The following is a 21,183-nucleotide window of genomic DNA, read 5'->3' on the forward strand; positions in this document are numbered from 1 at the left end:
CCCTGGATGGCGGCCGCGGCCTTGATCTTCGACTTCAACGGCACCCTCTCGCACGACGAGCCGGTGCTGTGCGCGATCTACGGGGAGATGTTCGCACGGCACGGGAGGCCGCTCGCCCCCGCCGACTACTACGGGCAGCTCGCGGGCCTGAGCGAGGAGGCGATCATCAGCGGCTGGCTCGGCGTGCGCGGGTCGGAGCTCGAGGCGCTGATGGTGGAGCGAGTCGACCGCTACCGCGCGAGGGCGGGCAACGGCCACACGGTGAGCGAGGAGGTGCGCGCCGCCGTCCGCCACGCCGCCGCCCGTGTGCCCGTCGCGATCGTGTCCGGCGCCTTCCGAGCCGAGATCGAGCCCGTCATCGAGGCGGCGGGGATCGCATCGCTGTTCTCGGCCGTCGTGACGGCCGACGACGTCACGGACGGCAAGCCGCACCCCGCCGGCTACCTGCGTGCGCTCGAGCTGCTCGGCGGCGAGCTCGAGCCGGCCCAGGTCGTCGCCTTCGAGGACACCGAGGCGGGCGTCGCCTCGGCGAAGGCGGCGGGGCTGCGCTGCATCGCGGTCGGCGGCACGCTGCCCGCGGAGCGGCTCGCCCGCGCCGACGAGATCGTGCCGGGCATCGACGTCTCCGTCGTGCGCCGACTCGTCGGATGATCGTGATCGCCCATCGGGGCGCGTCGTATGACGAGCGCGAGAACACGCCGGCCGCCTTCGAGCGTGCGATAGCGGTCGGCGCCGAGTACGTCGAGTTCGACGTGCAGGCGTCCCGCGACGGCGGGCTCGTCGTCTTCCACGACCTCGAGCTCGACCGTCTGACGCCGGCGACAGGCCCGCTGCGCGACCGTCCGCTTGCGGAGCTGCGCGAGCTCGGCATCCCGACGCTCGAGGAGGTGCTCGCGCTCACGTCCGGGAGGATCGGCGTCATGGCCGAGCTGAAGAGCCCCCGTCTCTATCGCCGCCACGACATCGTCGCCCGCACGGTCGAGCTGCTCGATGCGGACGCGGTCGTCGTCTCGTTCGAGCAGGCCGCCATCCTGGAGACGAGGCGGCTGCGCCCCGAGCTGCGCACCGTGCAGCACGTGGGGTTCGGCGTCTCGATCCGCGCGGCTGCGCGCTACGCCTGGGCCGCCGGCTTCGACGACCGCCGTGCCAGCGCGCGCGGGCTCGCACGTGCCCGCGCCCACGGCCTGCAGGCGCTCGTCTACACGGTCAACGAGCCGGAGCGGGCGCGCGCGCTCGCGGCTCTCGGCGCCGACGGGATCTTCAGCGACCGCCCCGATCTCGTGCGGCGCGGCCTCGCCTCCTTCGGCGAGCGCGGTGGCGCCGACCTGGCGTAGGCTTCCTATCTCGTGCTGGTTGCCGCTGTCTATCCGACGCTCTCGAACGGCGAGCTGTTGCTGCGCCTCGTGGAGGCGGGCGGGCTGTCGCTCGCGATCGGCCTGGAGCGGGAGATCCGCGATCGCGCGGCGGGGCTGCGCACGCACCTGTTCGTCGGCCTCGGATCCGCCCTGTTCACGCTCATCAGCGCCTACGGCTTCCACGACCTCATCGCCGCCGGACCCGCCGTCGTGCGCACCGACCCGACCCGGATCGCGGCCCAGATCGTCACCGGCATCGGCTTCCTCGGGGCGGGGGCGATCATCCGCAGCGGCATGTCGGTGCGCGGGCTGACGAGCGCCGCGACGCTCTGGGTCGTCGCCGCGATCGGAATGGCCTGTGCGGCGGGGATGTTCGTCGCCGCCGGCGTCACCACCATCGTCGTCCTCGTCGGCCTCGGGCCGCTGCGCGTGGTCGGACGCTCGCTCGTCACCAACATCCGGCACGATCACTGCGTGCTACGGGTCAGCCTCGTCGAAGGCGCCTCCGCCTGGCCGGTGCTCGGCATCGTCCAGGAGGTCGGCGCCTCGGTACGGCGTGTCGAGTTGCGCGACGACGAGGAGGAGGGACGCTGGCTGACCGTCGAGTGCGAGCTGCCCGGCGGGCTGCGGGCCTCGCAGGTCGCCGACCTGGTCGCCTCCGACGAGAGCGTCTCCTCCGTCGACTGGTGAGGCCCGGGACGGGCCCTAGGCCACCTGGACGGACGGCTCCGGCCGGACGTCGCTCTCCGCGAGGCTGAGCAGCCGCGCCGCGTCCGCCGGGAAGCCGGCGACGACCCGCGTGCCCACGCTCAGCGGCTCCGCCTGCGCGCTCGAGAGGTCGGCGGTGAGGCTGCGTGCGCCGTCGTCCTCGACGCGCACCCGGGTGACCGAGCCGAGGAAGGTGCGTGCGACCACCTCGCCGACGATCGTGCCGTCGCCCCTCGTGCCGTCGCCCACCGGCACGATGTCGACCGTCTCGGGGCGGACGAGGCACAGCACCTTCTCGCCGCGCGGCAGGTCGCGGGCCGCGTCGACGCGGAAGCGCGCTCCGGCATAGTCGATCGTGCCGCCGTCGCCGACCGTCGCCACGAGGCGGTTCATCGTGCCGATGAACTCGGCCACGAACGGTGTCGCAGGCGACCCGTACATCTCGGCCGGCGACCCGATCTGCTCGATCTTGCCGCCGTACATGACGGCGACGCGGTCGGAGATCGAGAGCGCCTCCTCCTGGTCGTGCGTGACGTAGATCGTCGTGATCCCGAGCTCGAGCTGGATGCGGCGGATCTCCTCGCGCAGCTGCACGCGCACCTTGGCGTCAAGCGCCGACAGGGGCTCGTCGAGGAGGAGCACGCTCGGCTCGATCGCGAGCGCGCGCGCGAGGGCGACCCGCTGCTGCATGCCGCCGGAGAGCTGATGGGGGTAGCGCTTGCCGGCGTGGCCGAGCCCGATCAGCTCCAGCAGCTCGGCCGCCCGCGCGCGCCGTTGCGCACGCGACTGCTTGCGAATCCTGAGTCCGAACTCGACGTTGCGCTCCGCGGTCATGTTCGGGAACAGGCTGTAGGCCTGGAAGACCATCCCGATGTCGCGGCGGTTGGGCGGCACGCCGGTCACGTCCTTGCCGTCGATCAGCACCCGGCCGGAGGTCGGGCGGTCGAAGCCCGCGATCAGCCGGAGCGCGGTCGTCTTGCCGCAGCCGGACGGGCCGAGCAGAGAGAGGAACTCACCGCTCGGGACGTTCAGGTCGATACCGGCGAGGGCGACGACCTCGCCGAACCGCCGGTGGAGCCCATGCAGTTCGACGCTTGCCATCGCTATCTCGTACCTCCGTTCTGGGCCTGGCGGCCGCGGCCGACGAACAGGAGGGCGAGCATCGCCGCCCATGTGATGCCGAAGGCGAGGAGGGTCACCGCCGCCGCGGGGTAGGCCTTGTTCTGGTTGATGTATTGGATGTAGACCGGGAACGTCTTGAACTGGGCGAGGCTCGCGATCGTGAACTCGCCCATCACGATCGCGAGCGTCAGGAAGGCAGCGGCGAGCGCCGCTCCCTTGATGTTCGGGAGAATCACCTGCAGCAGCGTCGTCCGCCAGTTCGCGCCGAGGCTCTGCGACGCCTCGGTGAGGGTGTGCACGTCGATCGACCGGAAGCCGGTGTCGAGCGAGAAGTACATGTACGGGAAGGAGAGGATGACGTAGGCGCCGACGAGGAAGCCGTACGGCTCGGCATAGAACCACGACGGCGTGCCCCGGTAGAAGTCCAGCAAGCCGACGACGAGGATGATCGGCGCCACCACGAACGGGACGAGCGCGAGGAAGCCGATCACGGGACGCAGGCGCGGCAGCTTCAGATGCACCCAGTAGATCGTGGGGACGAGCAGCGCGAGCGCGATCGCGATCGTCTCGAGCGCGACGACGGCCGACAGCTTGATCGTGCGCCAGAACTCCGGGTCGTGGAGGATCGTGCCGTAGTTGGCGAGCGTGCAGCACAGACCCGTCTGGTCGTTCTTCAGGCTGAACAGCAGCGTCGCGACGAGCGGAAGCAGGAAGTAGGCGGCCCCGATCGCGAGCCAGACGACCGCAGACGGCGCGATGAAGCGGCGCGGCGTCATCGCACCCACCTCGAGCTGATGCGCTGGAGCGGGACGTAGATCAGCATCATCACTCCGAGCACCGCGAACATCCCGAACGCGAGCGCCTGCCCGAGGTGCGGGTCGTCCAGCACGTCGCCGCTCAGGAAGAAGCCGATGACGATCGGAACGAGGCTGACGCCGCCGCCGGTGAGCCCGTACGCGGTGGCGTACGCGGCGAACGCGTTGCCGAAGAGCAGCACGATCGCGCCGAGCAGCGACGGGAAGAGGATGGGGAAGCCGACGTAGCGCCAGAACTCGAACGCGTTTGCGCCGAGGCTCGCGGATGCCTCCCGCCACTCGCGTCGCAGCCCGTCGACGGCGGGCGAGATCACGAGGATCATGAGCGGGATCTGGAAGTACAGGTAGACGATCTCGATACCCGTCTTGGAGAACAGCGAGAAGCCGTGCTCGTACGGGTTGAGGCCGAGCCGCTCGGTCATGAACTGGGTCACCACCCCGATCGTCCCGAGCGTGGCGATGAACGCAAAGGCGAGCGGGATGCCCGCGAAGTTCGCCGCGACGCCGGAGAACGTCGTCAGGGCGGTGCGGATCCACCGTGGCGAGCCGTCGCGGATGGCGGCATACGCGATCAGGAGGCCGACGATGCCGCCGAGGAAGGCGGTCACGAGGCTCACCTCGATGCTGTTGCGAAAGGCGGTGCGGTACGGCTCGTCGAAGAGGGCCGCCACGTTGTCGAACGTGAACCCGCCGTCCTTGCCGCTCTGGAACGCGCCCGTGAGCACGTTGCCCGCAGGCAGGAGCAGGAAGAAGAGGGCGTACGCGAAGAACGGCAGCACGCCGATCCAGGCAAGCGAACGCCGCCCCCGGCCGGGTAGGCCCGGCCGGGGGGAGGCGTCGTTTCCGGTGCCCGCGTCCAGCGTGCTACGCGCCGACTTTGCCGGGCCAGTCGGTCTTGATGGTGCTCCGCGCGTCGGCGATCTGCTTGCGGTTCGCGAACCGCACCTTCGCGTATGCGGCCGGATCGGGAAGCGCATCGATGAGCGCCTTCGGGACGACCTTCCGCGCCACCATGTCGTTGAAGAGCGCCGGGTGCGAGAACCCCTTGAGCCAGATCAGCTGGCCCTGGTCGGAGTACAGGAACTCCTGCCACAGCCGGGCGGCCCACGGGTGCGGCGCCGTCGCGTTGATCGCCTGGCAGTAGTACGCCCCGTACACCCCGTCCGACGGGATCACGGTCTTGATCTTCGCCGCCGGGAAGTTCTTCCCGTAGGCGAGGTTCAGGTAGTCCCAGTCGATCGTGATCGGCGTCTGGCCGGACGCGATCGTCTGGGGTGTCGCCTGCACGGGAATGAAGTTGCCGACGCTCTTCAGCCGTGCGAAGAAGTCGATTCCCGGGCCGATGTTGTTGAGGGAGCCGCCGTTGGCGAGCGACGCCGAGAACACGCCCGCGACGGCGGAGCCCGACGAGAGGGGGCTGCCGTTCAGGGCGACCTTGTTCTTGTACTCGGGCTTGAGCAGGTCCTTCCAGCTCTTCGGCACGTTCGGCACGACGGCCGTGTTGACGCCCATCGAGACGACGCCCCAGTAGTCGCCGACCCAGAAGCCGCGCCCGTCCTTCATGGCCCGAGGCACCTTCCGGAAGTTCGTCGTGTAGTACTTGGCGTACAGGCCCTCGTTGGCGCCGTCGATCGCGAACGACGGGCCCACGTCGAGCACGTCCGGGGCCCGCGGGTCGCCCTTCAGCGAGCGCACGGCCTGATTCTCCTGGGCCGACGACGCGTCGGGATCCGCGCTCGTGATCGGGATGCCGAACTTCTTCGAGAAGGTCGAGATCATCTCGCCGTAGTTCGCCCAGTCGGGGGGGAGGGCGATCACGTTCAGGCGACCTTCCTTCTTGGCTTCCGCGACGAACTCCTTCAGCGAAAGCGTGCGACCCAGCAGCGGCGGCTCCTTCAACGCCTGCTTGCGGGCTGCGAGCGCCGCGGCCGGGGACGACAGGATCGTCAGGCCGGCGCCGGCGACGAGGCCGCGCTTGAGGAGGCTTCGGCGACCGATGCGCTCCTCCTCGAGCCTCCGCAGGAACTCGTACTCTTGCTCCTGGAACTCTTCCATTGACCCTCCCGTTCGTGTGCGAGTGAGGCTCGATCGTGCACGCAGAGCCCGAGAACTTCAAGTGCGCCCACCAGTAAAACACGAAACGTCTACCCTTTGGAAGGTGCAACCGCGGCGGAGGCCCGACGCATGACTCCCTGGCAGGCCTCCGGGCCCTGGCTGCGCTGCGCGCTGCACGCCCACACGACGAACTCCGACGGCGAGCTCGCGCCGCGGATGCTCGTCAAGCACTACGAGCGCGCCGGCTACGACGTGCTCGCGATCACCGACCACTGGCACCGCACCGAGGCGCCGTCGGGCCGCGTGCTCGTGATCCCCGGTGCCGAGCTCAACTGCCTGCTGCCGGCCGGGCGCGACGGCCATGTGCTGGCGCTCGGGGTCGACGCCGACCCCGGAGAGCTCGGCGAGCGGCTCGATCTCGCCGGCACCGCCGGGTGGATCGTCGCGCACGGCGGCGTCGCCTACCTGGCGCATCCGTACTGGACGGGGGCGACGCCCGGGACGCTCGAGCTACCCGCCGAGGTGTCGGGGATCGAGGTCTACAACGCGGGCTGCGAGCTCGAGATCGGGCGCGGCCTCTCTGCCGTGCACTGGGACGAGCTGCTCGCGGCGGGCCACGCGTGCCACGCGATCGCGGCCGACGACACCCATCATCCCGGGTTCGACTCCGATCTCGCGTGGACGTGGGTGCGCGCCGAGCGCAGCGCGGAGGCCGTCCTCGAGGCGCTCCGCTCGGGCTGCTTCTACGCCAGCACCGGGCCGCTCCTGACGGACGTCCGCGTCGGCGACGGTGCCGTCGAGGTGGAGTGCAGCCCGTGCCGGTCGGTGACGCTGCTCACCGGCGTCTCGAGCGGCGCCGCCGTGCACGCCGGCCGGCTCGGCTACAGCTACGCGGCCGAGATCGTCGACCGCACGCACGACGGGCTCATCACCGCCGCCAGGCTCGTCCTGCCGGAGACGGCGCCCTACGCGAGGGTCGAGGTCGTCGACGCCGCCGGCAAGACGGCGTGGAGCAACCGCGTCGCATGATCGCCGCTCGCGTCGCTGCGACACGGCCTCGCGCCGCCCCGTAGGCTTTCCCCGTCAATCCTGAACGAGAGAGGGACGAGTGACGACAGTCGAGGAGCCGCGCAGCGAGCGCGCGTCGTTCATCCGGGCAGACGGCAAGGAGAAGGTGACGGGAGCGGGCCGCTACACCGCCGACCTGAGCCTGAAGGGCGAGCTCCACGCGGCGTTCCGCTACGCGGACCACACGCACGCCCGCATCCTCCGCATCGACGCGACCGCGGCCCGGGCGCTCCCGGGCGTGCTCGCGGTGATCACGCACGAGGACGTGCCCGACGTGCTGTACGGCGGCATGGTGCAGGATCGCAGGCTGTTCGCCCGCGACACCGTGCGCTTCGAGGGCGACATCGTCGCCGCTGTCGCGGCGCTGACGCCCGAGATCGCCAGGCAGGCCGCGGCGCTCGTCGAGGTCGACTACGAGCCGCTTCCGGTCGTGACGGACTTCGACGCGGCGATGGCCGACGGCGCCATCCTCGTGCATCCCGACTGGGAGGCGTACGAGGGCGACGAGGCGCTCGGCCGCAACGGCAACACGCTCGGCTACTCGACGATCGTCAAGGGCGACGCGGACGCCGCCATGGCCGGCGCCGACGTCGTCGTCCGCGGGCGCTACGTCACCGATCCGGTGCAGGGTGTGCCGATCGAGCCGCGCGCCGTGATCGCCGAGTGGCACGGCGACCGCGTCACCGTGTGGTCGTCGACCCAGGTGCCGTACGCTGCACGCGCCGGCGTCGCGCGGACGCTGCAGATCCCCGAGTCGCACGTGCGCGTGATCGTGCCGCTGCTCGGCGGCGGCTTCGGCGCCAAGTGCGACTTCCACTTCGAGGGCCACGTGGCGGCGCTCGCGCGGGCCGCCGGACGCCCTGTGAAGCTCGTCTTCTCGCGGCACGAGGAGTTCTTCGCGGTCGGGCACCGGCGCGAGGGGATGGTGATCGAGCTGGAGACCGGAGCACGCCGCGACGGCACGCTCGTCGCCCGCCGGGCACGGCTCGTCCTCGACAAGGGCGCCTACTGCGGCGAGGGCGGCTTCTTCGCGCAGCTCGCCGCCATGCACGCCTGCGGGCCGTACGAGATCGAGAACATCTCCGTCGCCTCCTACCTGAACTACTCGAACAACCAGCCCTCGTCGTCGATCCGCGCTCCGACCGCGCCGCAGGTCGTGTGGGCGCTCGAGCAGCACATGGACGAGCTCGCCGAGGCGCTCGGGCTCGACCCCGTCGAGCTGCGCCGGCGCACGCTGATCGAGGACGGCTCCGAGGGGCCGACGCGGCAGAAGCTCGAGCGGATCGCGATGAAGGAGACGCTCGAGCGGGCGGTCGAGATGATCGGCTACGGGCAGGAGCTGCCGGAGGACGAGGCGATCGGCGTCGCCTGCGGCTGGTGGCCGTGCTTCGCCGCGAACGCCGGCGCCTACGTCCAGCTCAACCACGACGGCACCGGCACGATCGTCACGGGCGCGCAGGAGAACGGCACGGGCGCGGTGATGGCGATGGCGGCCTTCGTCGCCGAGGAGCTCGGCATGCGCCCCGGCGACTTCACGATCCACTATCAGGACACCGACGCGGCGCCGTGGGACATGGGCTCGTGCGGCTCGCAGACGACGTTCAACAGCGCCCGCGCGGTGCTGGCCGCGACCGCCGAGGTGCGCGAGCAGCTGCTCGACGCCGCCGCCGAGCAGCTCGAGGCGGCGCGCGGCGATCTCGAGCTCGCAGCCGGCGTCGTGCGGGTGAAGGGCTCGCCCGACAAGGCGGTCGCGATCGCCGACCTGGCGAGCAGCGGCACGTTCCACGGCAAGGGCTCGGGCGATCTGCCCGAGGCGCCGCCCGTGCAGGCGGAGGGGTGTGTCGGCCGGCTCGGGCTCGAGTCGTTCCTCGCGCCGCAGCTGATGACCCACGCCGTGCGCGTCAAGGTCGACCGCGAGACGGGCGTCGTGCGCGTGCTGCAGGTGGCGGCGGCACACGACTCCGGCCGCATCCTCAACCGGATGGGCGCCGACGGCCAGGTCTACGGCGGCGTCGTGATGGGCATCGGGCAGGCCCTGTCGGAGGGCACGGTGCTCGACGGCGAGGGCCGGCACCGCAACGCGCACCTGCTCGACTACAAGCTCGTCACCGCCGCGGATGCGCCGCGCATCGACATCGCATGGATCGAGACGGACACGCCGAACGCGGGCCCGCGCGGGTCGAAGGGCGTCGGCGAGCCGCCGTGCGTGCCGACGGCGGGCGCGGTGGCGAACGCCGTGGCCAGGGTGATCGGGAAGCACCTCGACCGGCTGCCGATGACGCCCGAGCGTGTGTGGGAGGCCGGGGCGTGAGCGTCCGCTCCTTCACCACCGCCGCAACCCTCGACGATGCGCTCGCGGCGATGGCGGCGGGTGCGCGCCCGGTCGCGGGCGGCACCGATCTCGTCGTCGGCGCCCGGCAGGGCAAGGCGCCGCTGCCGGAGAGCATCGTCGCGATCCACCGGCTGGCGGAGCTCCACGGCATCGAGGAGGCGGGGGCGGGGCTGCGGCTCGGCGCGCTCGTGCGCCACGCGGAGATCGTCTCCAGCGGTCTCGTACGGGAGCGCTTCAGCGCGCTCGCGGACGCGTCCGCGATCGTCGGCTCCCACGCGACGCGCGCCCAGGGAACGATCGGCGGCAACCTCATGAACGCCTCGCCCGCCATGGAGACGGGCGGACCGCTGATGTGCTTCGGCGCCACCGCCACCCTGCGCTCGGCGGCGGGCGAGCGCATCGTGCCCGTCGAGCAGCTGTTCGCCGGCCCCGGTCGCACGATCGCAGAGGCCGGCGAGCTGCTCGTCGCCGTCGCCGTGCCGGCGCAGCCGGCCGGAACGGGCAGCTGCTACGTGCGGCTCGAGTACCGCCGCCAGATGGAGATCGCGGTCGTCGGCGCCACCGCGGTGGTCGCGCTCGACGGCGGCCGGGTGACGCACGCGCGCATCGCGATCACGGCGCTCGCGCCGACGATCCGGCGTGTTCCCGACGCCGAGGCGGCGCTCGCCGGCTCCGACGGCGGCCGCGCCGCGGCCGAAGCGGCCGCGCAGGCGGCCGCGCAGGCCGCCTCTCCCATCTCCGACGTCCGCGCCTCGGAGCGCTACCGGCGCGCGATGGCCGCGGTGATCACGCGCCGCGCGATCCTCGCCGCCGTCGCCCGCGCGCGCGGCGAGCACGTGCCCGTACCCGCCAGTCCTACGCTGCACGGAGGTCTCTCGTGAAGGTCGCTGCCACGCTCACGGTCAACGGCGTCGCGTATCCGCTCGATCTCGACCCGGCTACGAGCCTGCTGCACGCCGTGCGCGACGCGATCGGGCTGACTGGGTCGAAGGAGGGCTGCGACGACTCCGAGTGCGGCGCCTGCATGATGCTCCTGGACGGCAGGCCGGTGAACGCGTGCTCGTACCTCGCTCTGCAGGCGGAGGGCAGCGAGGTCACCACCGTCGAGGGCCTCGCGGCGGGCGAGACGCTCGCGCCGCTGCAGGAGGCCTTCCTCGAGCAGGGCGGCGTCCAGTGCGGCTTCTGCACGCCGGGGATGCTCGTGTCGGCGACGGCGCTGCTCGCGGCGAATCCGCATCCGAGCGAGGACGAGGTGCGTGTGGGGCTGGCGGGAAACCTGTGCCGCTGCACCGGCTACGACGGGATCGTCAGGGCCGTGCTGAGCGTCGCAGGGTCGTAACCCGTCACGGTGGATCGCACCGCGCGGAACGCTCGACTGACCGAGTGAGGGCGCGTCACTCGCGATAATGAGTCTTGATGAGTGCGATACACTCATGCTGTGAGTAAGCGACTCCAGATACTCCTCGACGAGCGCGAGCTGCGCGACATCCGGCGTGCCGCGAACCGCGCCGGGCAGACCGTCTCCGAATGGGCGCGGCAGGCGATGCGTGCGCATGCCCGCGCTGGTGGCTCGAACGCCGACCCTGCTCGCAAGCTCGCGGTCATCCAATCCGCGGCGGCGCACGCCTTTCCGACGGCGGAGATCGACGAGATGCTCGCACAGATCGAAGCGGGCTACGCCGAGACGAAGCCTGCGTGATCTTCGTCGACTCGAACATCCCGATGTACCTGGTCGGAGCGGAGCACCCCAACAAGGCTCGAGCGCAGCTCGTCCTGCAGACGGCGGTGGCAGAGGGTGAACGGCTGGTGACCGACGTCGAGGTTCTCCAGGAGATCCTTCACCGCTACGCGGCGATCGGCCGACTCGACGCGATTCAGCCCGCGTTCGACGCCCTCCTCGGTGTCGTCGACGAGGTGTTCGCGATCGAGCAGGCCGACGTCGACCAGGCGAAGAACGTCCTCCTCGGCGCGATGTCGTTCAGCGCCCGTGACGCGCTGCACATCGCGGTGCTCGAGCGGCGCGGCGTCAGGCAGGTGATGAGCTTCGACTCGCACTTCGACCGCCGCTCCGGCCTCACGCGGGTCTCATGAGCGATCGCGCGGCGCGGGCCGATCGACTCTCGCCCGCCGCGGAGGGACAGCTCGGGATCTCCGCGCGGTGTATGGGGACGGTGACATACCGCCTTCCGATCGTGCCCTCGAAGCGGTCGCCGGCTGGGAGGATGTGCCGGTAGCGGGCGTCCGTGCGATCCTCACGGACTCGCGTGTCGATAGTACGGGGCGTCCGAGGGCGGCAGCGGCGTGTTGCCGAGGATCAGGTCGGCGGCCTTCTCCGCCACCATCATCGTCGGCGCATAGATGTTCCCGTTCGTCACGAACGGGAACACGGAGGCGTCCACGACGCGCAGGCCGTCGACGCCGTGCACGCGCATCGAGGCCGGGTCGACGACCGCCTGCGCGTCCGTCCCCATACGGCACGTGCACGACGGGTGCAGCGCCGTCTCGCCGTCGCGCGCGACCCAGTCGAGGATCTCCTCGTCCGTCTCCACCGACGGCCCCGGCGAGGTCTCCCCCGCGTTGAACGGCTCGAAGGCGGGCTGGGTGAGGATGGTGCGCGCGCAGCGCACCGCCTCGACCCACTCGCGCCGGTCCTGCTCTGTCGAGAGGTAGTTGAAGCGCAGCGCCGGGTGCACGCGCGGGTCGCTCGAGGTGATCTTGACCGAGCCGCGCGCGTCCGAGTACATCGGGCCGACGTGCACCTGGTAGCCGTGGCCGCCCTCCGGCTGGGTGCCGTCGTAGCGGATCGCGAGCGGCAGGAAGTGGAACATCAGGTTGGGGTAGGCGACCTCGTCGTTGGAGCGGACGAAGCCGCCGGCCTCGAAGTGGTTCGTCGCGCCGGGCCCCCGGCGCAGGAACAGCCATTGGAACCCGATCCAGGGCCGGTTGCGGAACTTCAGCGCCGGCTGCATCGAGACGGGCCGCTTCGAGGCGTACTGCACGTACACCTCCAGGTGGTCCTGCAGGTTCTCGCCCACGCCGGGCAGGTCGTGCACGGCGCGGATGCCGAGCCGCTCGAGCTCTGCCGCGTTGCCGATGCCCGACAGCTGCAGCAGCTGCGGCGAGTTGATCGCGCCGCCACAGAGGATCACCTCGCGCGCGCGGACGACCTCGGCTCCGCGCCGTCCCACGACTTCGACCCCCGTCGCCCTCGTGCCGTCGCACACCACGCGCGACACGAAGGTGCGGCAGCGCACCTCCAGGTTCGGCCGCGCCATCACCGGATGGAGGTACGCGCGTGCCGCGCTGAGCCGGCGCCCGCGGTGGATGTTGCGGTCGAACTTCGCGAAGCCCTCCTGCCGGTAGCCGTTGACGTCGTCGGTGAGCGGGTAGCCGGCCTGCTGCACGGCGTCGAAGAACGCCTGGAAGAGCGGGCTCGTCGCCGGGCCGCGCTCGAGCACGAGCGGCCCCTGGCCGCCGCGCCACTCGTTGCTGCCGGCGAGGCAGGTCTCCATACGCTTGAAGTAGGGAAGGCAGTGCGCGTAGTCCCAGCGCTCGAGCCCCGGCACCGTCGCCCAGCGCTCGTAGTCGAGCGGGTTGCCGCGCTGGAAGATCATCCCGTTGATGCTCGACGAGCCGCCGAGCACCTTGCCGCGCGCGTGGTAGATACGCCGCCCGTGCATGTGCGGCTCCGGCTCGGACTCGTACTTCCAGTCGTAGAAGCGGTTGCCGATCGGGAACGCGAGGCCGGCGGGCATGTGGATGAAGACGTCCCACAGCGAGTCCGGCCGGCCCGCCTCGAGCACGAGCACGCGCGTCGAGGGGTCGGCGCTGAGCCGGTTGGCGAGCGCGCACCCGGCGGAGCCGCCGCCGACGATGACGAAGTCCCAGACCTTCTCGCTCATGAGGTCAGCCTACGCACGGGCGAGCCGCCGGCGCCGCCAGCGCTCGGTGTCGGCGACGTCGTTGAACGTGAAGATGTGGAAGCCCGCGATCTTCCGCTCGGGGTCGCGCAGGGCCGGCTCGAGGCCGCGGATGAGCGGGTCGGGGCTGAAGCCCCCGGGCTTGAGGAAGCGGCCGACGAAGCCGGCGTTCTTGCGCAGGAAGCGCGCAGACTCGCCGATCCCGATCCGCGCCGAGACGCGGACGAGCTTGGCCCGCGGCACCACGCCGGGCAGACCGACGAGGATCGGCAGGCGCGTGCCGCGAGCCCACACGGCGTCGACCCAGCGCACCGTCAGCGACGGGTCGAAGCAGATCTGGCTCGCGATGTAGGTGGCGAAGCGGGACTTCTCGAACATGGCGGCGATCGTCGTCTCGTCGTCGATCGTCGGGTGGCTCTCGGGATAGCCGGTGATGCCGATGTCGGCGAACGGATGGCCCAGCTCGTCGAGCGCCGCGAGCAGCGCCGCCGCGCCGGCGAACTCCCCGGCCGGCCGCTCGGCGTCGCCGGCGACGACGAACACGTCGCGCACGCCCATCGCGTCCATCCGCTGCACGACCTCCGCGAGGTGGGAGCGGTCGCGCACGAGCCGGGCCGACAGGTGCGGGACGACCGCATACCCCTGCGCCGCGAAGCGCTCCGCATGGTCGAGCGTGACGTCGAGTCCCTTCGTCGGCGAGGCGGTGACGGTGAGCGTGACGTCGCGCGGCACGTGCTCGAGCACCTGCTCCTCGACGCCCGCGAGCGGGATCACCTCGTAGCGCGAGGCGCGCAGGAGCTCCGCGAGACGGGCCGCGGACGAGGTCTCGGGGGAGGCGAGCCCGGCCATCAGACGTTCGAGTCCGGGAAGGAGGCTTTCCTGCGCTCGATCCACTCGCGCAGCTCCTCGTCGATGGCGTCGTCGATCGGCGGCGGCTCGTACTCGGCCAGCATCCGCTTCCAGATCGGGTTCGCGCGCCGTGCCGACTCGATCCCGCCCTCCAGGCTCCACTGCTCGAAGCTCGAGTTGTCGGCGACCGGCGAGCGGTAGAACGCCGTCTCGAAGTTGGCGAGCGTGTGCGGATGGCCGAGGAAGTGGGTGCCGGGCTCGTTCGTGAGCAGGGCGTCGATCGCCTGTCCGTTCTCCGACAGGTCGACTCCGCGCGCGAATGCGTGCCACATGCCGAGCTGGTCGTGGTCGAGCACGAACTTCTCGTAGCCCATCGTCAGACCGCCCTCGAGCCAGCCGGCGGCGTGGAGCACGAAGTTGACGCCGCCGAGCACGGTCGGCTGCATCGTGTTCGTCGACTCGTACGCGGCCTGCGCGTCGGCGAGCTTCGACGCCGTCAGTGCGCCGCCGGAGCGGAAGGGGACGCCGAGGCGGCGTGCGAGCGCGGCCATCGCGTAGAGCACGAGCGCGGGCTCGGGCGTGCCGAACGTCGGCGCTCCCGACTGCATCGACAGCGACGAGGCGAACGAGCCGAGCACGACGGGGGCGCCCGGGCGCACGAGCTGGACGTACGTCATGCCCGACAGCGCCTCGGCGAGCGTCTGCGTGACCGTCCCCGCCACCGTCGCCGGGCTCATCGCGCCGGCGAGGATGAACGGCGTCATCAGCACCGCCTGGTTCGCCCGCGCGTACGCGCGCGCCGCGCCGAGCATCGTCGAGTCCCACACCATCGGCGAGTTGGCGTTGATCAGGCTGAGGATGACCGTGTGCTCCTCCATGAAGTCGGCGCCGAAGACGATGCGCGCCATCTCGACGGTGTCCTCGGCACGCTCCGGGTGCGTGACCGAGCCCATGAACGGCTTGTCCGAGTAGCGCAGGTGCGCGTACACCATGTCGTAGTGCCGCTTGTTGACCGGCAGGTCGACGGGCTCGCACACCGTGCCGCCCGAGTGGTGCAGGTACGGCGAGACGTAGGCGAGCTTGACGAAGTTGCGGAAGTCCTCGATCGTGCCGTAGCGGCGCCCGTTGTCGAGGTCGCTGACGAACGGCGAGCCGTAGGCGGGCGCGAAGACGGTGTTCATGCCGCCGATCTCGACGTTGTTGGCGGGATTGCGGGCAACCTGCGTGAACGTGCGCGGCGCGGTCGCCTGCACGATCTGGCGGCACATGCCGCGCGGGAAGCGCACACGCTCTCCGTCGACGTCCGCGCCCGCGTCGCGCAGCAGCGCGAGCGCTTCCGGGGAGTCGCGGAACTCGATACCCACCTGCTCCAGGAGCGTGTCGGCGTTGTGCTCGATCAGCTCCAGCCCCTCGGCGGAGAGCACCTCGAACGGCGCCATCGTGCGTGTCAGGAACGGCACACGGTCGACGGCGGTGCTCGCACGCAGCGCCTGGCGCCCTGCGCGGCCCCCGCTGCGGCGCCCGGATCTCGTCTCGCTCATCTCGCTCTCCTCTCGTGCGGGGCCCGCCTGCTCACGCCGTGCCCCTCGATGTCGTGGGGCGACCGCGCCGGCGTGAGCGCCCGTCGCGGTCGGAAGTCTGTGCGCCGCTCCGCGGCGGCAGCGCCACGACCGAGGACAGCCGCTCGTACGGGTCGCTGTCGTGCGGGATCGCCATCGCGCCGACGAAGTGCTCCTGGAAGCGCGGTTCCACGGCGGTCTCGACCTTCTCGACGCGGCGTACGGCGTCCTCGATCTCGGCGCGCGCCTTGCGGTCGAGCAGGGCGATCCGCGCTCCGGTGCCGGCGGCGTTGCCCGCCGAGGTGACGTGCGCCGGGTCGCAGTCGGGGACGAGCCCGAGGACGAGCGCACGCACCGGGTCGATGTGGGCGCCGAAGGCGCCCGCAAGCCGGATGCGGTCGACCTGCTCGATGCCGTAGCGGTCCATCAGCAGCCGGCAGCCGGCGTACAGCGCTCCCTTGGCGAGCTGGATCTGGCGCACGTCGTTCTGCGTGATCGTCAACTCCGGCTCGCCCGCCCAGAGCACGTACGAGAACGTGCGCTCGTTCGCGACGAGCCTCGGCGTGCGCTCGGCGAGCCTCCCGTCGATCGTGCCGTCGGTCGTGAGGATGCCCGCGAGGTGGAGCTCGGCGATCGCCTCGATGATCCCGGAGCCGCACACGCCGGTGACCCGCGCGCCGGCGAAGCCGGGCTCGTCCGACCAGGCGTCGCAGCCGATCACCCTCACGCGCGGCTCGAGCGTGTCGGGGTCGATGCGCACGCGCTCGATCGCGCCCGGTGCGGCCCGCTGCCCGCAGCTGATCTGCGCGCCTTCGAAGGCCGGGCCCGTGGGGCTCGAGGCCGCGAGCAGCCGGCGGCGGTTGCCGAGCACGATCTCCGCGTTCGTCCCGACGTCCACGATCAGGGTGACCTCGTCTGCGAGGTGCGGTCCCTCCGAGAGGATGACGCCGGCCGTGTCCGCCCCGACATGCCCGGCGATACAGGGCAGCACGTAGGCGCGCGCGCCCGCGTTCACCGGCAGGCCGAGGTCGGTCGCGCGCATGCGCAGCGCCTCGTCGACGGCGAGCGCGAACGGGGCGCCGCCGAGCTCGGTCGGGTCGATGCCGAGCAGGAGGTGGTGCATGATCGGGTTGCCGACGAGCGTGATCTCGAGCACGTCGTCGCGGTCGACAGCGGCGTCGCGGGCGAGCTCGGCGGTCAGCTTGGCGAGGCAGCCGCGCACGACCTTCGTCAGCTCCTTCTCGGAGCCGGGGTTCATCATCACGTAGGAGACGCGGCTCATCAGATCCTCGCCGAAGCGAATCTGCGGGTTCATCTCGCCCGCAGAGGAGAGCACGTCGCCCGTGCGCAGGTCGCACAGGTGCCCGGCGACCGTCGTCGAGCCGATGTCGAAGGCAATGCCGAAGGCGGCGTCGTGGAAGCCGGGCCAGATCGCCGTCACCGCGCCGCCGTCGTGCACGGCGACCGTCACGCTCCAGGCGCCCGAACTTCGTGGCTCTGGGCCACGTGCGCGGAGGGCGCGCTGGAGCGCCCTGACCACATGGGGGTCGAAGGCGAGCCGCGTCAGGCCCCATTCCCGCTCGAGCGCCTCGCGCAGGCGGGTGAGGTCGCTCGTCCCCACGGCGAGGTCCGGCTCGGCGACCTCCACGTAGTAGAGGCGCACGACCGGGTCGATCTCGATCGGATGGGCGTCGGCCTCCTTGCGCACGACCTGGCGGTAGACCTGGCTCTCGGGCGGCACGTCGATGACCACGTCGCCGGCGATGCGGGCGGTGCAGCCGAGCCGCCGGCCGCCCGCCAGCGGCCGCTCGCGGGCGTAGGAGCGCTCGACCTCGCCGACGGGGCTGAGATGCGTCGCATCCGAGGTGATCCCGTGCTTGGCGTGCTCGCCCTCGCTCACCTCCACCTGGCAGCGCCCGCAGATACCGCGGCCGCCGCAGACGGAGTCGATGTCCACCCCGAGCCTGCGCGCGGCCTCGAGCACCGTCGTGCCGTCGGCGAAGCTGCCGCGCCGGCCGGACGGGGTGAACACCACCAGGCGCTCGGTCACGCGGCGGCAGCCTTCCGCCGGCCCTCGCGGCCGCCGCGGCGGCCGCCCTGGGGCCCGTCCGGCGTGTCGCCGTGCCGGGCGATCCAGGCGGCGCAATGCTCGTCGTTGCCCATCAGCACGTCCGCTGCCCAGACGGCCTTGCGCATCTCCTCGTGCAGCGGGCTCGTGATCGCCGAGGTCATGCCGGACGCGATCGCCATCGGCAGGAACGCCGCGTTGAGGCCGGGCCGGTTGGGGAGGCCGAAGCTGATGTTCGAGGCGCCGCAGGTCGTGTTGACGCCGAGCTCCTCGCGCAGCCGCCGCACGAGCCGGAAGACCTGGCGGCCGGCGCTTCCGACGGCGCCGATCGGCATCACGAGCGGGTCGACGACGACGTCCTGCCTGGGGATGCCGTGGTCGTGCGCGCGTGAGACGATCTTGCGCGCGACCTCGAAGCGCACGTCCGGATCCTCGGAGATGCCGGTCTCGTCGTTCGAGATCGCGACGACCGCGGCGCCGTGACGGGCGACGAGCGGCAGCACGCGCTCCATCTGCTCGTCCTCGCCGGTGACGGAGTTGACGAGCGCCTTGCCCTCGTAGACGGAGAGGCCGGACTCGAGCGCCGCCACCACCGACGAGTCGATGCAGAGCGGCACGTCGGTGACCGACTGCACGAGCTGGATGGTCTGCGCGAGGATGGCGGGCTCGTCGGCGAGCGGGATGCCGGCGTTCACGTCGAGCATCTGCGCGCCCGCCTCCACCTGCGCTATCGCGTCGGCGACGACCGTGTCGAAGTTGCCGGCCGCCATCTCGGCTGCGAGCTGCTTGCGCCCGGTCGGGTTGATGCGCTCGCCGATGATCACGAACGGCCGCTCGAAGCCGATCACGACCTCCTTCGAGGCCGAGGTCAGAACCGTCTCGCTCACCCTGTCTCCTTTCCGCTCGCGCGGACGAGCCGCTCGAGGATGTCGTCGGTATAGGCGGCCTGCAGCCGCTCGGCCTCCTCGGCGACCGCGGCCTCGAGGTCGGGGCCGCAGGCCCGCTGCTCGCGCCGCCACTCCTCGAGGTAGGCGTCGGTGCCGCTCAGCCCCGCGCGCATCGCCGCCGCGTCGATCGCCTCCTGGAAGCGGGGGGGCAGCTGCACGGCCACGCGGACGCGCGCCTCCTTCGCGGTCACCTGCGCGGGGATGTCCCGCCACCAGATCACCGTCAGCTCAGGCAACCGGCGTCCCCGCGACGAAACGGGTCAGCGACGGTACGAGCTCGCCGTAGCCGGTGCGCCGTTGCTCGAACGCGAGCCCGAGGAACGCGGCGGCCGCCCGGGCGCGCTCGCCGAGCGCCGCGTCGTCTGTCTGCGCGAGGTAGACGAGCCGTCTGTAGTTCCCGAACATCAACGGCACGAGCTCGGGGTGCGCGTCGAGCTTGAGCCCGCGGACGACGAGCGCGTCGAAGTGCCGCGCGAGGAAGTCCGTCAGGTAGAAGGTCGCGGGCTCGTCCTCCTGCATCGCGTCCCAGGCGTCGTTGCCGGCGAGGAAGCCGTAGCAGTGGGCGCCCGGGAGCCGCTCGACGCCGTGCCGCTCGAGCACGCGGTCGAGCGCCCCCGCGGTGCCGCAGTCGGCGTAGGCGACGAACACGCGCTCGTAGCGGCCGGCGATCTCCGTGAGCTTCGCGTCGACGGCGCCGGCGATCTTCGCCGGCGTCGAGTGCAGCTTCGCGGGCAGGCAGCGGACGTCGACGTGCGTCCAGCCGTTGAGGCCGATCACGGCGAGCACCTCGCGCGCGATCGCTCCGCAGGCCAGGATGAGGACGTCCGGCCGCTCCGGCGCGGGGAAGACGACCTCCGACTCCACGGCGCCCGACGGCGGCGCGGAGCTCGCCGCGGCCGCGGCAGAGATGTCGTTCTCGCTCAACGGGCCGCCGCCGCGCGACGTGCGAGGACGAGGGCCTGTGCGGTCTCGGAGGCGACGGCGGCGTCGCGGCAGTAGGCGTCGGCGCCGATCGCCTTGCCGAACTCCTCGTTGAGGGGGGCGCCGCCGACGAGCACGATGTAGTCGTCGCGGATCCCCTTCTCCTTCATCGTGTCGATGACGACCTTCATGTACGGCATCGTCGTCGTGAGCAGCGCGGACATGCCGAGGATGTCGGGCTCGTGCTCCTCGAGCGCGGCGAGGTAGTTCTCGACCGGGTTGTTGATGCCGAGATCGATCACCTCGAAACCGGCGCCCTCGAGCATCATCGCGACGAGGTTCTTGCCGATGTCGTGGATGTCGCCCTTGACGGTGCCGATCACGATCTTCCCGATGCGCTCGACGCCGGTCTCGGCCAGGAGCGGCCGCAGGATCTCCATGCCGGCCTTCATCGCGTTGGCGGCGAGCAGCACCTCGGGCACGAACAGGATGCCGTCGCGGAAGTCGATGCCGACGATCCGCATGCCCTCGACGAGGGCGTCGTTGAGCACCCTGTCGGCCGACCAGCCGCGCTCGAGCAGCAGGTTCGTGCCGGTCACGATCTCCTCGGCGAGGCCGTCGTAGAGGTCGTCGTGCATCTGGCTCACGAGCTCGTCGTCGGGCAGGGACGCGAGATCGATCTCTTCGTCACTCATGCGGCACCTCTCTTCAGGTCGTCGTAGCCGAGGCGTGTGGACAGGACATCGGCCTCGCGGCGGCACAGCCGCCCGAGGTCGTCGAGCAGGTCGCCGTGCAGGCGCACGGTCGGGCCGGAGATGCTCAGCGCGGCGACCACGCCGCCGCGCGCGTCGCGCACGGGCGCTGCGACGGCCCAGAGCCCCGGCTCGAGCTCCTCCACCGCGGTCGCGTAGCCGCGGGCGCGGACCGTCTCGAGGTCGCGCTCGAGCGCCTGCGGCTCGATGATCGTGCGGGGCGCGAGCGGCTCGAGGGGCTCCCGCGGCAGCGGCAGCGTGCCGTAGGCGTAGAAGACCTTGCCGAGCGCCGACCCGTGCGGCGGCACGCTGCGGCCGACCCAGTTCGTGGAGCCGAGGATGTGGCGGCTGTCGCGCTGGTCGAGCTGCTCGACGGCGTGCGGCGTTGCGACGCCGAGATTGACGGTCTCGCCGCTTGCCGCCGCGAGGTGGTCGAGCGCGTCGGCGGCGAGCTCGACGAGGTCGGCCTCGCCGGTCTCGCGCCGTGCGAAGCGCTGCAGCACCGGCCCCGCGCGCAGGCTGCCGCGGGCGGCGTCGCGCTGCACGAGCCCCTGGCGCTCGAGCGCCCCGACGAGCCGGGAGGTGGTGCTCTTCGGCAGCCCGGTGCGCTCCGACAGCTCGCCCACGCTCGGCGGCTCGACGCTCTCCACCACGTGCACGAGGAGCTGGGCGGCGCGGTCGATGGACTGGGTTCCGGTCTGTGCGGTCATCG

At 71.6% G+C, this 21,183-nt stretch carries 22 protein-coding genes; 9 read left to right on the plus strand and 13 right to left on the minus strand.

All coding sequences use genetic code 11. The features are described from left to right. The first annotated feature begins 6 nt into the window (after positions 1-6). The 3 genes from Gocc_RS02680 to Gocc_RS02690 are packed head-to-tail and all read left to right on the plus strand — an operon-like array spanning position 7 to position 2,045. A complete protein-coding gene (locus Gocc_RS02680) occupies positions 7-651 on the plus strand; it encodes an HAD family hydrolase (RefSeq protein WP_114794969.1) in 645 nt (214 codons plus the stop codon). A 2-nt stretch (positions 652-653) separates the two neighbouring features. Beyond that, on the plus strand, positions 654-1,334 hold the full coding sequence (locus Gocc_RS02685) for a glycerophosphodiester phosphodiesterase (RefSeq protein WP_181813304.1): 681 nt from the start codon (positions 654-656) through the stop codon (positions 1,332-1,334). A gap of 12 nt (positions 1,335-1,346) precedes the next feature. Next, positions 1,347-2,045 carry an MgtC/SapB family protein gene (locus Gocc_RS02690; RefSeq protein ID WP_220150405.1) on the plus strand — a complete coding sequence of 233 codons (699 nt, stop codon included), beginning with the start codon at positions 1,347-1,349 and terminating at the stop codon, positions 2,043-2,045. A 15-nt stretch (positions 2,046-2,060) separates the two neighbouring features. Here Gocc_RS02690 and Gocc_RS02695 read toward each other — a convergent pair whose 3' ends face one another. From Gocc_RS02695 to Gocc_RS02710, 4 genes are all read right to left on the minus strand, one after another. Then, on the minus strand, positions 2,061-3,164 hold the full coding sequence (locus tag Gocc_RS02695; protein WP_114794971.1) for an ABC transporter ATP-binding protein: 1,104 nt from the start codon (positions 3,162-3,164) through the stop codon (positions 2,061-2,063). Between the two features lie 2 nt (positions 3,165-3,166). Beyond that, positions 3,167-3,961: an ABC transporter permease gene (locus Gocc_RS02700; RefSeq protein WP_114795150.1), complete on the minus strand. Its 795-nt coding sequence runs from the start codon at positions 3,959-3,961 to the stop codon at positions 3,167-3,169. After that, positions 3,958-4,779, minus strand: coding sequence for an ABC transporter permease (locus Gocc_RS02705; RefSeq protein ID WP_220150406.1), 822 nt, complete (start codon positions 4,777-4,779; stop codon positions 3,958-3,960). Before Gocc_RS02705 ends, Gocc_RS02700 begins: the two co-directional genes overlap by 4 nt. 85 nt (positions 4,780-4,864) lie before the next feature. Beyond that, positions 4,865-6,055: an ABC transporter substrate-binding protein gene (locus Gocc_RS02710; protein ID WP_114794973.1), complete on the minus strand. Its 1,191-nt coding sequence runs from the start codon at positions 6,053-6,055 to the stop codon at positions 4,865-4,867. Between the two features lie 129 nt (positions 6,056-6,184). On the opposite strand from Gocc_RS02710, the gene Gocc_RS02715 reads away from it, so the two are divergent. From Gocc_RS02715 to Gocc_RS02740, 6 genes are all read left to right on the plus strand, one after another. Next, the gene (locus Gocc_RS02715) at positions 6,185-7,084 is read left to right on the plus strand and encodes a PHP domain-containing protein (RefSeq protein WP_114794974.1); all 900 of its coding nucleotides are present in this window, start codon (positions 6,185-6,187) and stop codon (positions 7,082-7,084) included. A gap of 79 nt (positions 7,085-7,163) precedes the next feature. Next, positions 7,164-9,434 (plus strand): xanthine dehydrogenase family protein molybdopterin-binding subunit, encoded by a 2,271-nt coding sequence (locus tag Gocc_RS02720; protein ID WP_114794975.1) that lies wholly within the window; start codon positions 7,164-7,166, stop codon positions 9,432-9,434. Continuing rightward, positions 9,431-10,336, plus strand: a complete 906-nt coding sequence (locus tag Gocc_RS02725; RefSeq protein WP_181813305.1) for an FAD binding domain-containing protein — start codon at positions 9,431-9,433, stop codon at positions 10,334-10,336. The genes Gocc_RS02720 and Gocc_RS02725 overlap by 4 nt, the downstream gene beginning before the upstream one ends. Then, positions 10,333-10,794 carry a (2Fe-2S)-binding protein gene (locus Gocc_RS02730; RefSeq protein ID WP_114794977.1) on the plus strand — a complete coding sequence of 154 codons (462 nt, stop codon included), beginning with the start codon at positions 10,333-10,335 and terminating at the stop codon, positions 10,792-10,794. Before Gocc_RS02725 ends, Gocc_RS02730 begins: the two co-directional genes overlap by 4 nt. A gap of 99 nt (positions 10,795-10,893) precedes the next feature. Further along, positions 10,894-11,154 (plus strand): antitoxin, encoded by a 261-nt coding sequence (locus tag Gocc_RS02735; protein ID WP_114794978.1) that lies wholly within the window; start codon positions 10,894-10,896, stop codon positions 11,152-11,154. Then, the gene (locus Gocc_RS02740) at positions 11,151-11,546 is read left to right on the plus strand and encodes a type II toxin-antitoxin system VapC family toxin (RefSeq protein ID WP_114794979.1); all 396 of its coding nucleotides are present in this window, start codon (positions 11,151-11,153) and stop codon (positions 11,544-11,546) included. Before Gocc_RS02735 ends, Gocc_RS02740 begins: the two co-directional genes overlap by 4 nt. A gap of 161 nt (positions 11,547-11,707) precedes the next feature. Here the strand turns inward: Gocc_RS02740 and betA are convergent, their stop codons facing one another. The 9 genes from betA to Gocc_RS02785 are packed head-to-tail and all read right to left on the minus strand — an operon-like array spanning position 11,708 to position 21,181. Next, on the minus strand, positions 11,708-13,357 hold the full coding sequence (betA, locus tag Gocc_RS02745) for a choline dehydrogenase (protein WP_114794980.1): 1,650 nt from the start codon (positions 13,355-13,357) through the stop codon (positions 11,708-11,710). A gap of 9 nt (positions 13,358-13,366) precedes the next feature. Next, positions 13,367-14,224, minus strand: a complete 858-nt coding sequence (locus Gocc_RS02750; protein ID WP_114794981.1) for a methylenetetrahydrofolate reductase — start codon at positions 14,222-14,224, stop codon at positions 13,367-13,369. Then, positions 14,224-15,765 carry a trimethylamine methyltransferase family protein gene (locus tag Gocc_RS02755; RefSeq protein WP_114794982.1) on the minus strand — a complete coding sequence of 514 codons (1,542 nt, stop codon included), beginning with the start codon at positions 15,763-15,765 and terminating at the stop codon, positions 14,224-14,226. Before Gocc_RS02755 ends, Gocc_RS02750 begins: the two co-directional genes overlap by 1 nt. Positions 15,766-15,796: 31 nt before the next feature. Then, entirely contained in the window at positions 15,797-17,833 is a 2,037-nt protein-coding gene (locus Gocc_RS02760; protein ID WP_114794983.1) for an ASKHA domain-containing protein, read from the minus strand. After that, positions 17,830-18,738 carry a dihydropteroate synthase gene (locus Gocc_RS02765; RefSeq protein WP_114794984.1) on the minus strand — a complete coding sequence of 303 codons (909 nt, stop codon included), beginning with the start codon at positions 18,736-18,738 and terminating at the stop codon, positions 17,830-17,832. Before Gocc_RS02765 ends, Gocc_RS02760 begins: the two co-directional genes overlap by 4 nt. After that, a complete protein-coding gene (locus Gocc_RS02770; protein ID WP_114794985.1) occupies positions 18,735-19,034 on the minus strand; it encodes a virulence factor in 300 nt (99 codons plus the stop codon). The genes Gocc_RS02765 and Gocc_RS02770 overlap by 4 nt, the downstream gene beginning before the upstream one ends. Next, entirely contained in the window at positions 19,027-19,722 is a 696-nt protein-coding gene (locus Gocc_RS02775; protein WP_220150407.1) for a DUF1638 domain-containing protein, read from the minus strand. Before Gocc_RS02775 ends, Gocc_RS02770 begins: the two co-directional genes overlap by 8 nt. Continuing rightward, positions 19,719-20,414, minus strand: coding sequence for a corrinoid protein (locus tag Gocc_RS02780; RefSeq protein WP_114794986.1), 696 nt, complete (start codon positions 20,412-20,414; stop codon positions 19,719-19,721). Before Gocc_RS02780 ends, Gocc_RS02775 begins: the two co-directional genes overlap by 4 nt. After that, on the minus strand, positions 20,411-21,181 hold the full coding sequence (locus Gocc_RS02785; protein ID WP_181813306.1) for an IclR family transcriptional regulator: 771 nt from the start codon (positions 21,179-21,181) through the stop codon (positions 20,411-20,413). Before Gocc_RS02785 ends, Gocc_RS02780 begins: the two co-directional genes overlap by 4 nt. Positions 21,182-21,183 lie beyond the last annotated feature (2 nt).

Source organism: Gaiella occulta (assembly GCF_003351045.1).
Classification (GTDB): domain Bacteria; phylum Actinomycetota; class Thermoleophilia; order Gaiellales; family Gaiellaceae; genus Gaiella; species Gaiella occulta.

Coding starts and splice junctions, on each gene's coding strand:
- Gocc_RS02785 (WP_181813306.1), bottom strand. CDS start 21,181: ATGACCGCACAGACCGGAACCCAGTCCATCGACCGCGCCGCCCAGCTC.
- Gocc_RS02710 (WP_114794973.1), bottom strand. CDS start 6,055: ATGGAAGAGTTCCAGGAGCAAGAGTACGAGTTCCTGCGGAGGCTCGAG.
- Gocc_RS02695 (WP_114794971.1), bottom strand. CDS start 3,164: ATGGCAAGCGTCGAACTGCATGGGCTCCACCGGCGGTTCGGCGAGGTC.
- betA (WP_114794980.1), bottom strand. CDS start 13,357: ATGAGCGAGAAGGTCTGGGACTTCGTCATCGTCGGCGGCGGCTCCGCC.
- Gocc_RS02780 (WP_114794986.1), bottom strand. CDS start 20,414: ATGAGTGACGAAGAGATCGATCTCGCGTCCCTGCCCGACGACGAGCTC.
- Gocc_RS02755 (WP_114794982.1), bottom strand. CDS start 15,765: ATGAGCGAGACGAGATCCGGGCGCCGCAGCGGGGGCCGCGCAGGGCGC.
- Gocc_RS02715 (WP_114794974.1), top strand. CDS start 6,185: ATGACTCCCTGGCAGGCCTCCGGGCCCTGGCTGCGCTGCGCGCTGCAC.
- Gocc_RS02680 (WP_114794969.1), top strand. CDS start 7: ATGGCGGCCGCGGCCTTGATCTTCGACTTCAACGGCACCCTCTCGCAC.
- Gocc_RS02750 (WP_114794981.1), bottom strand. CDS start 14,224: ATGGCCGGGCTCGCCTCCCCCGAGACCTCGTCCGCGGCCCGTCTCGCG.
- Gocc_RS02700 (WP_114795150.1), bottom strand. CDS start 3,961: ATGACGCCGCGCCGCTTCATCGCGCCGTCTGCGGTCGTCTGGCTCGCG.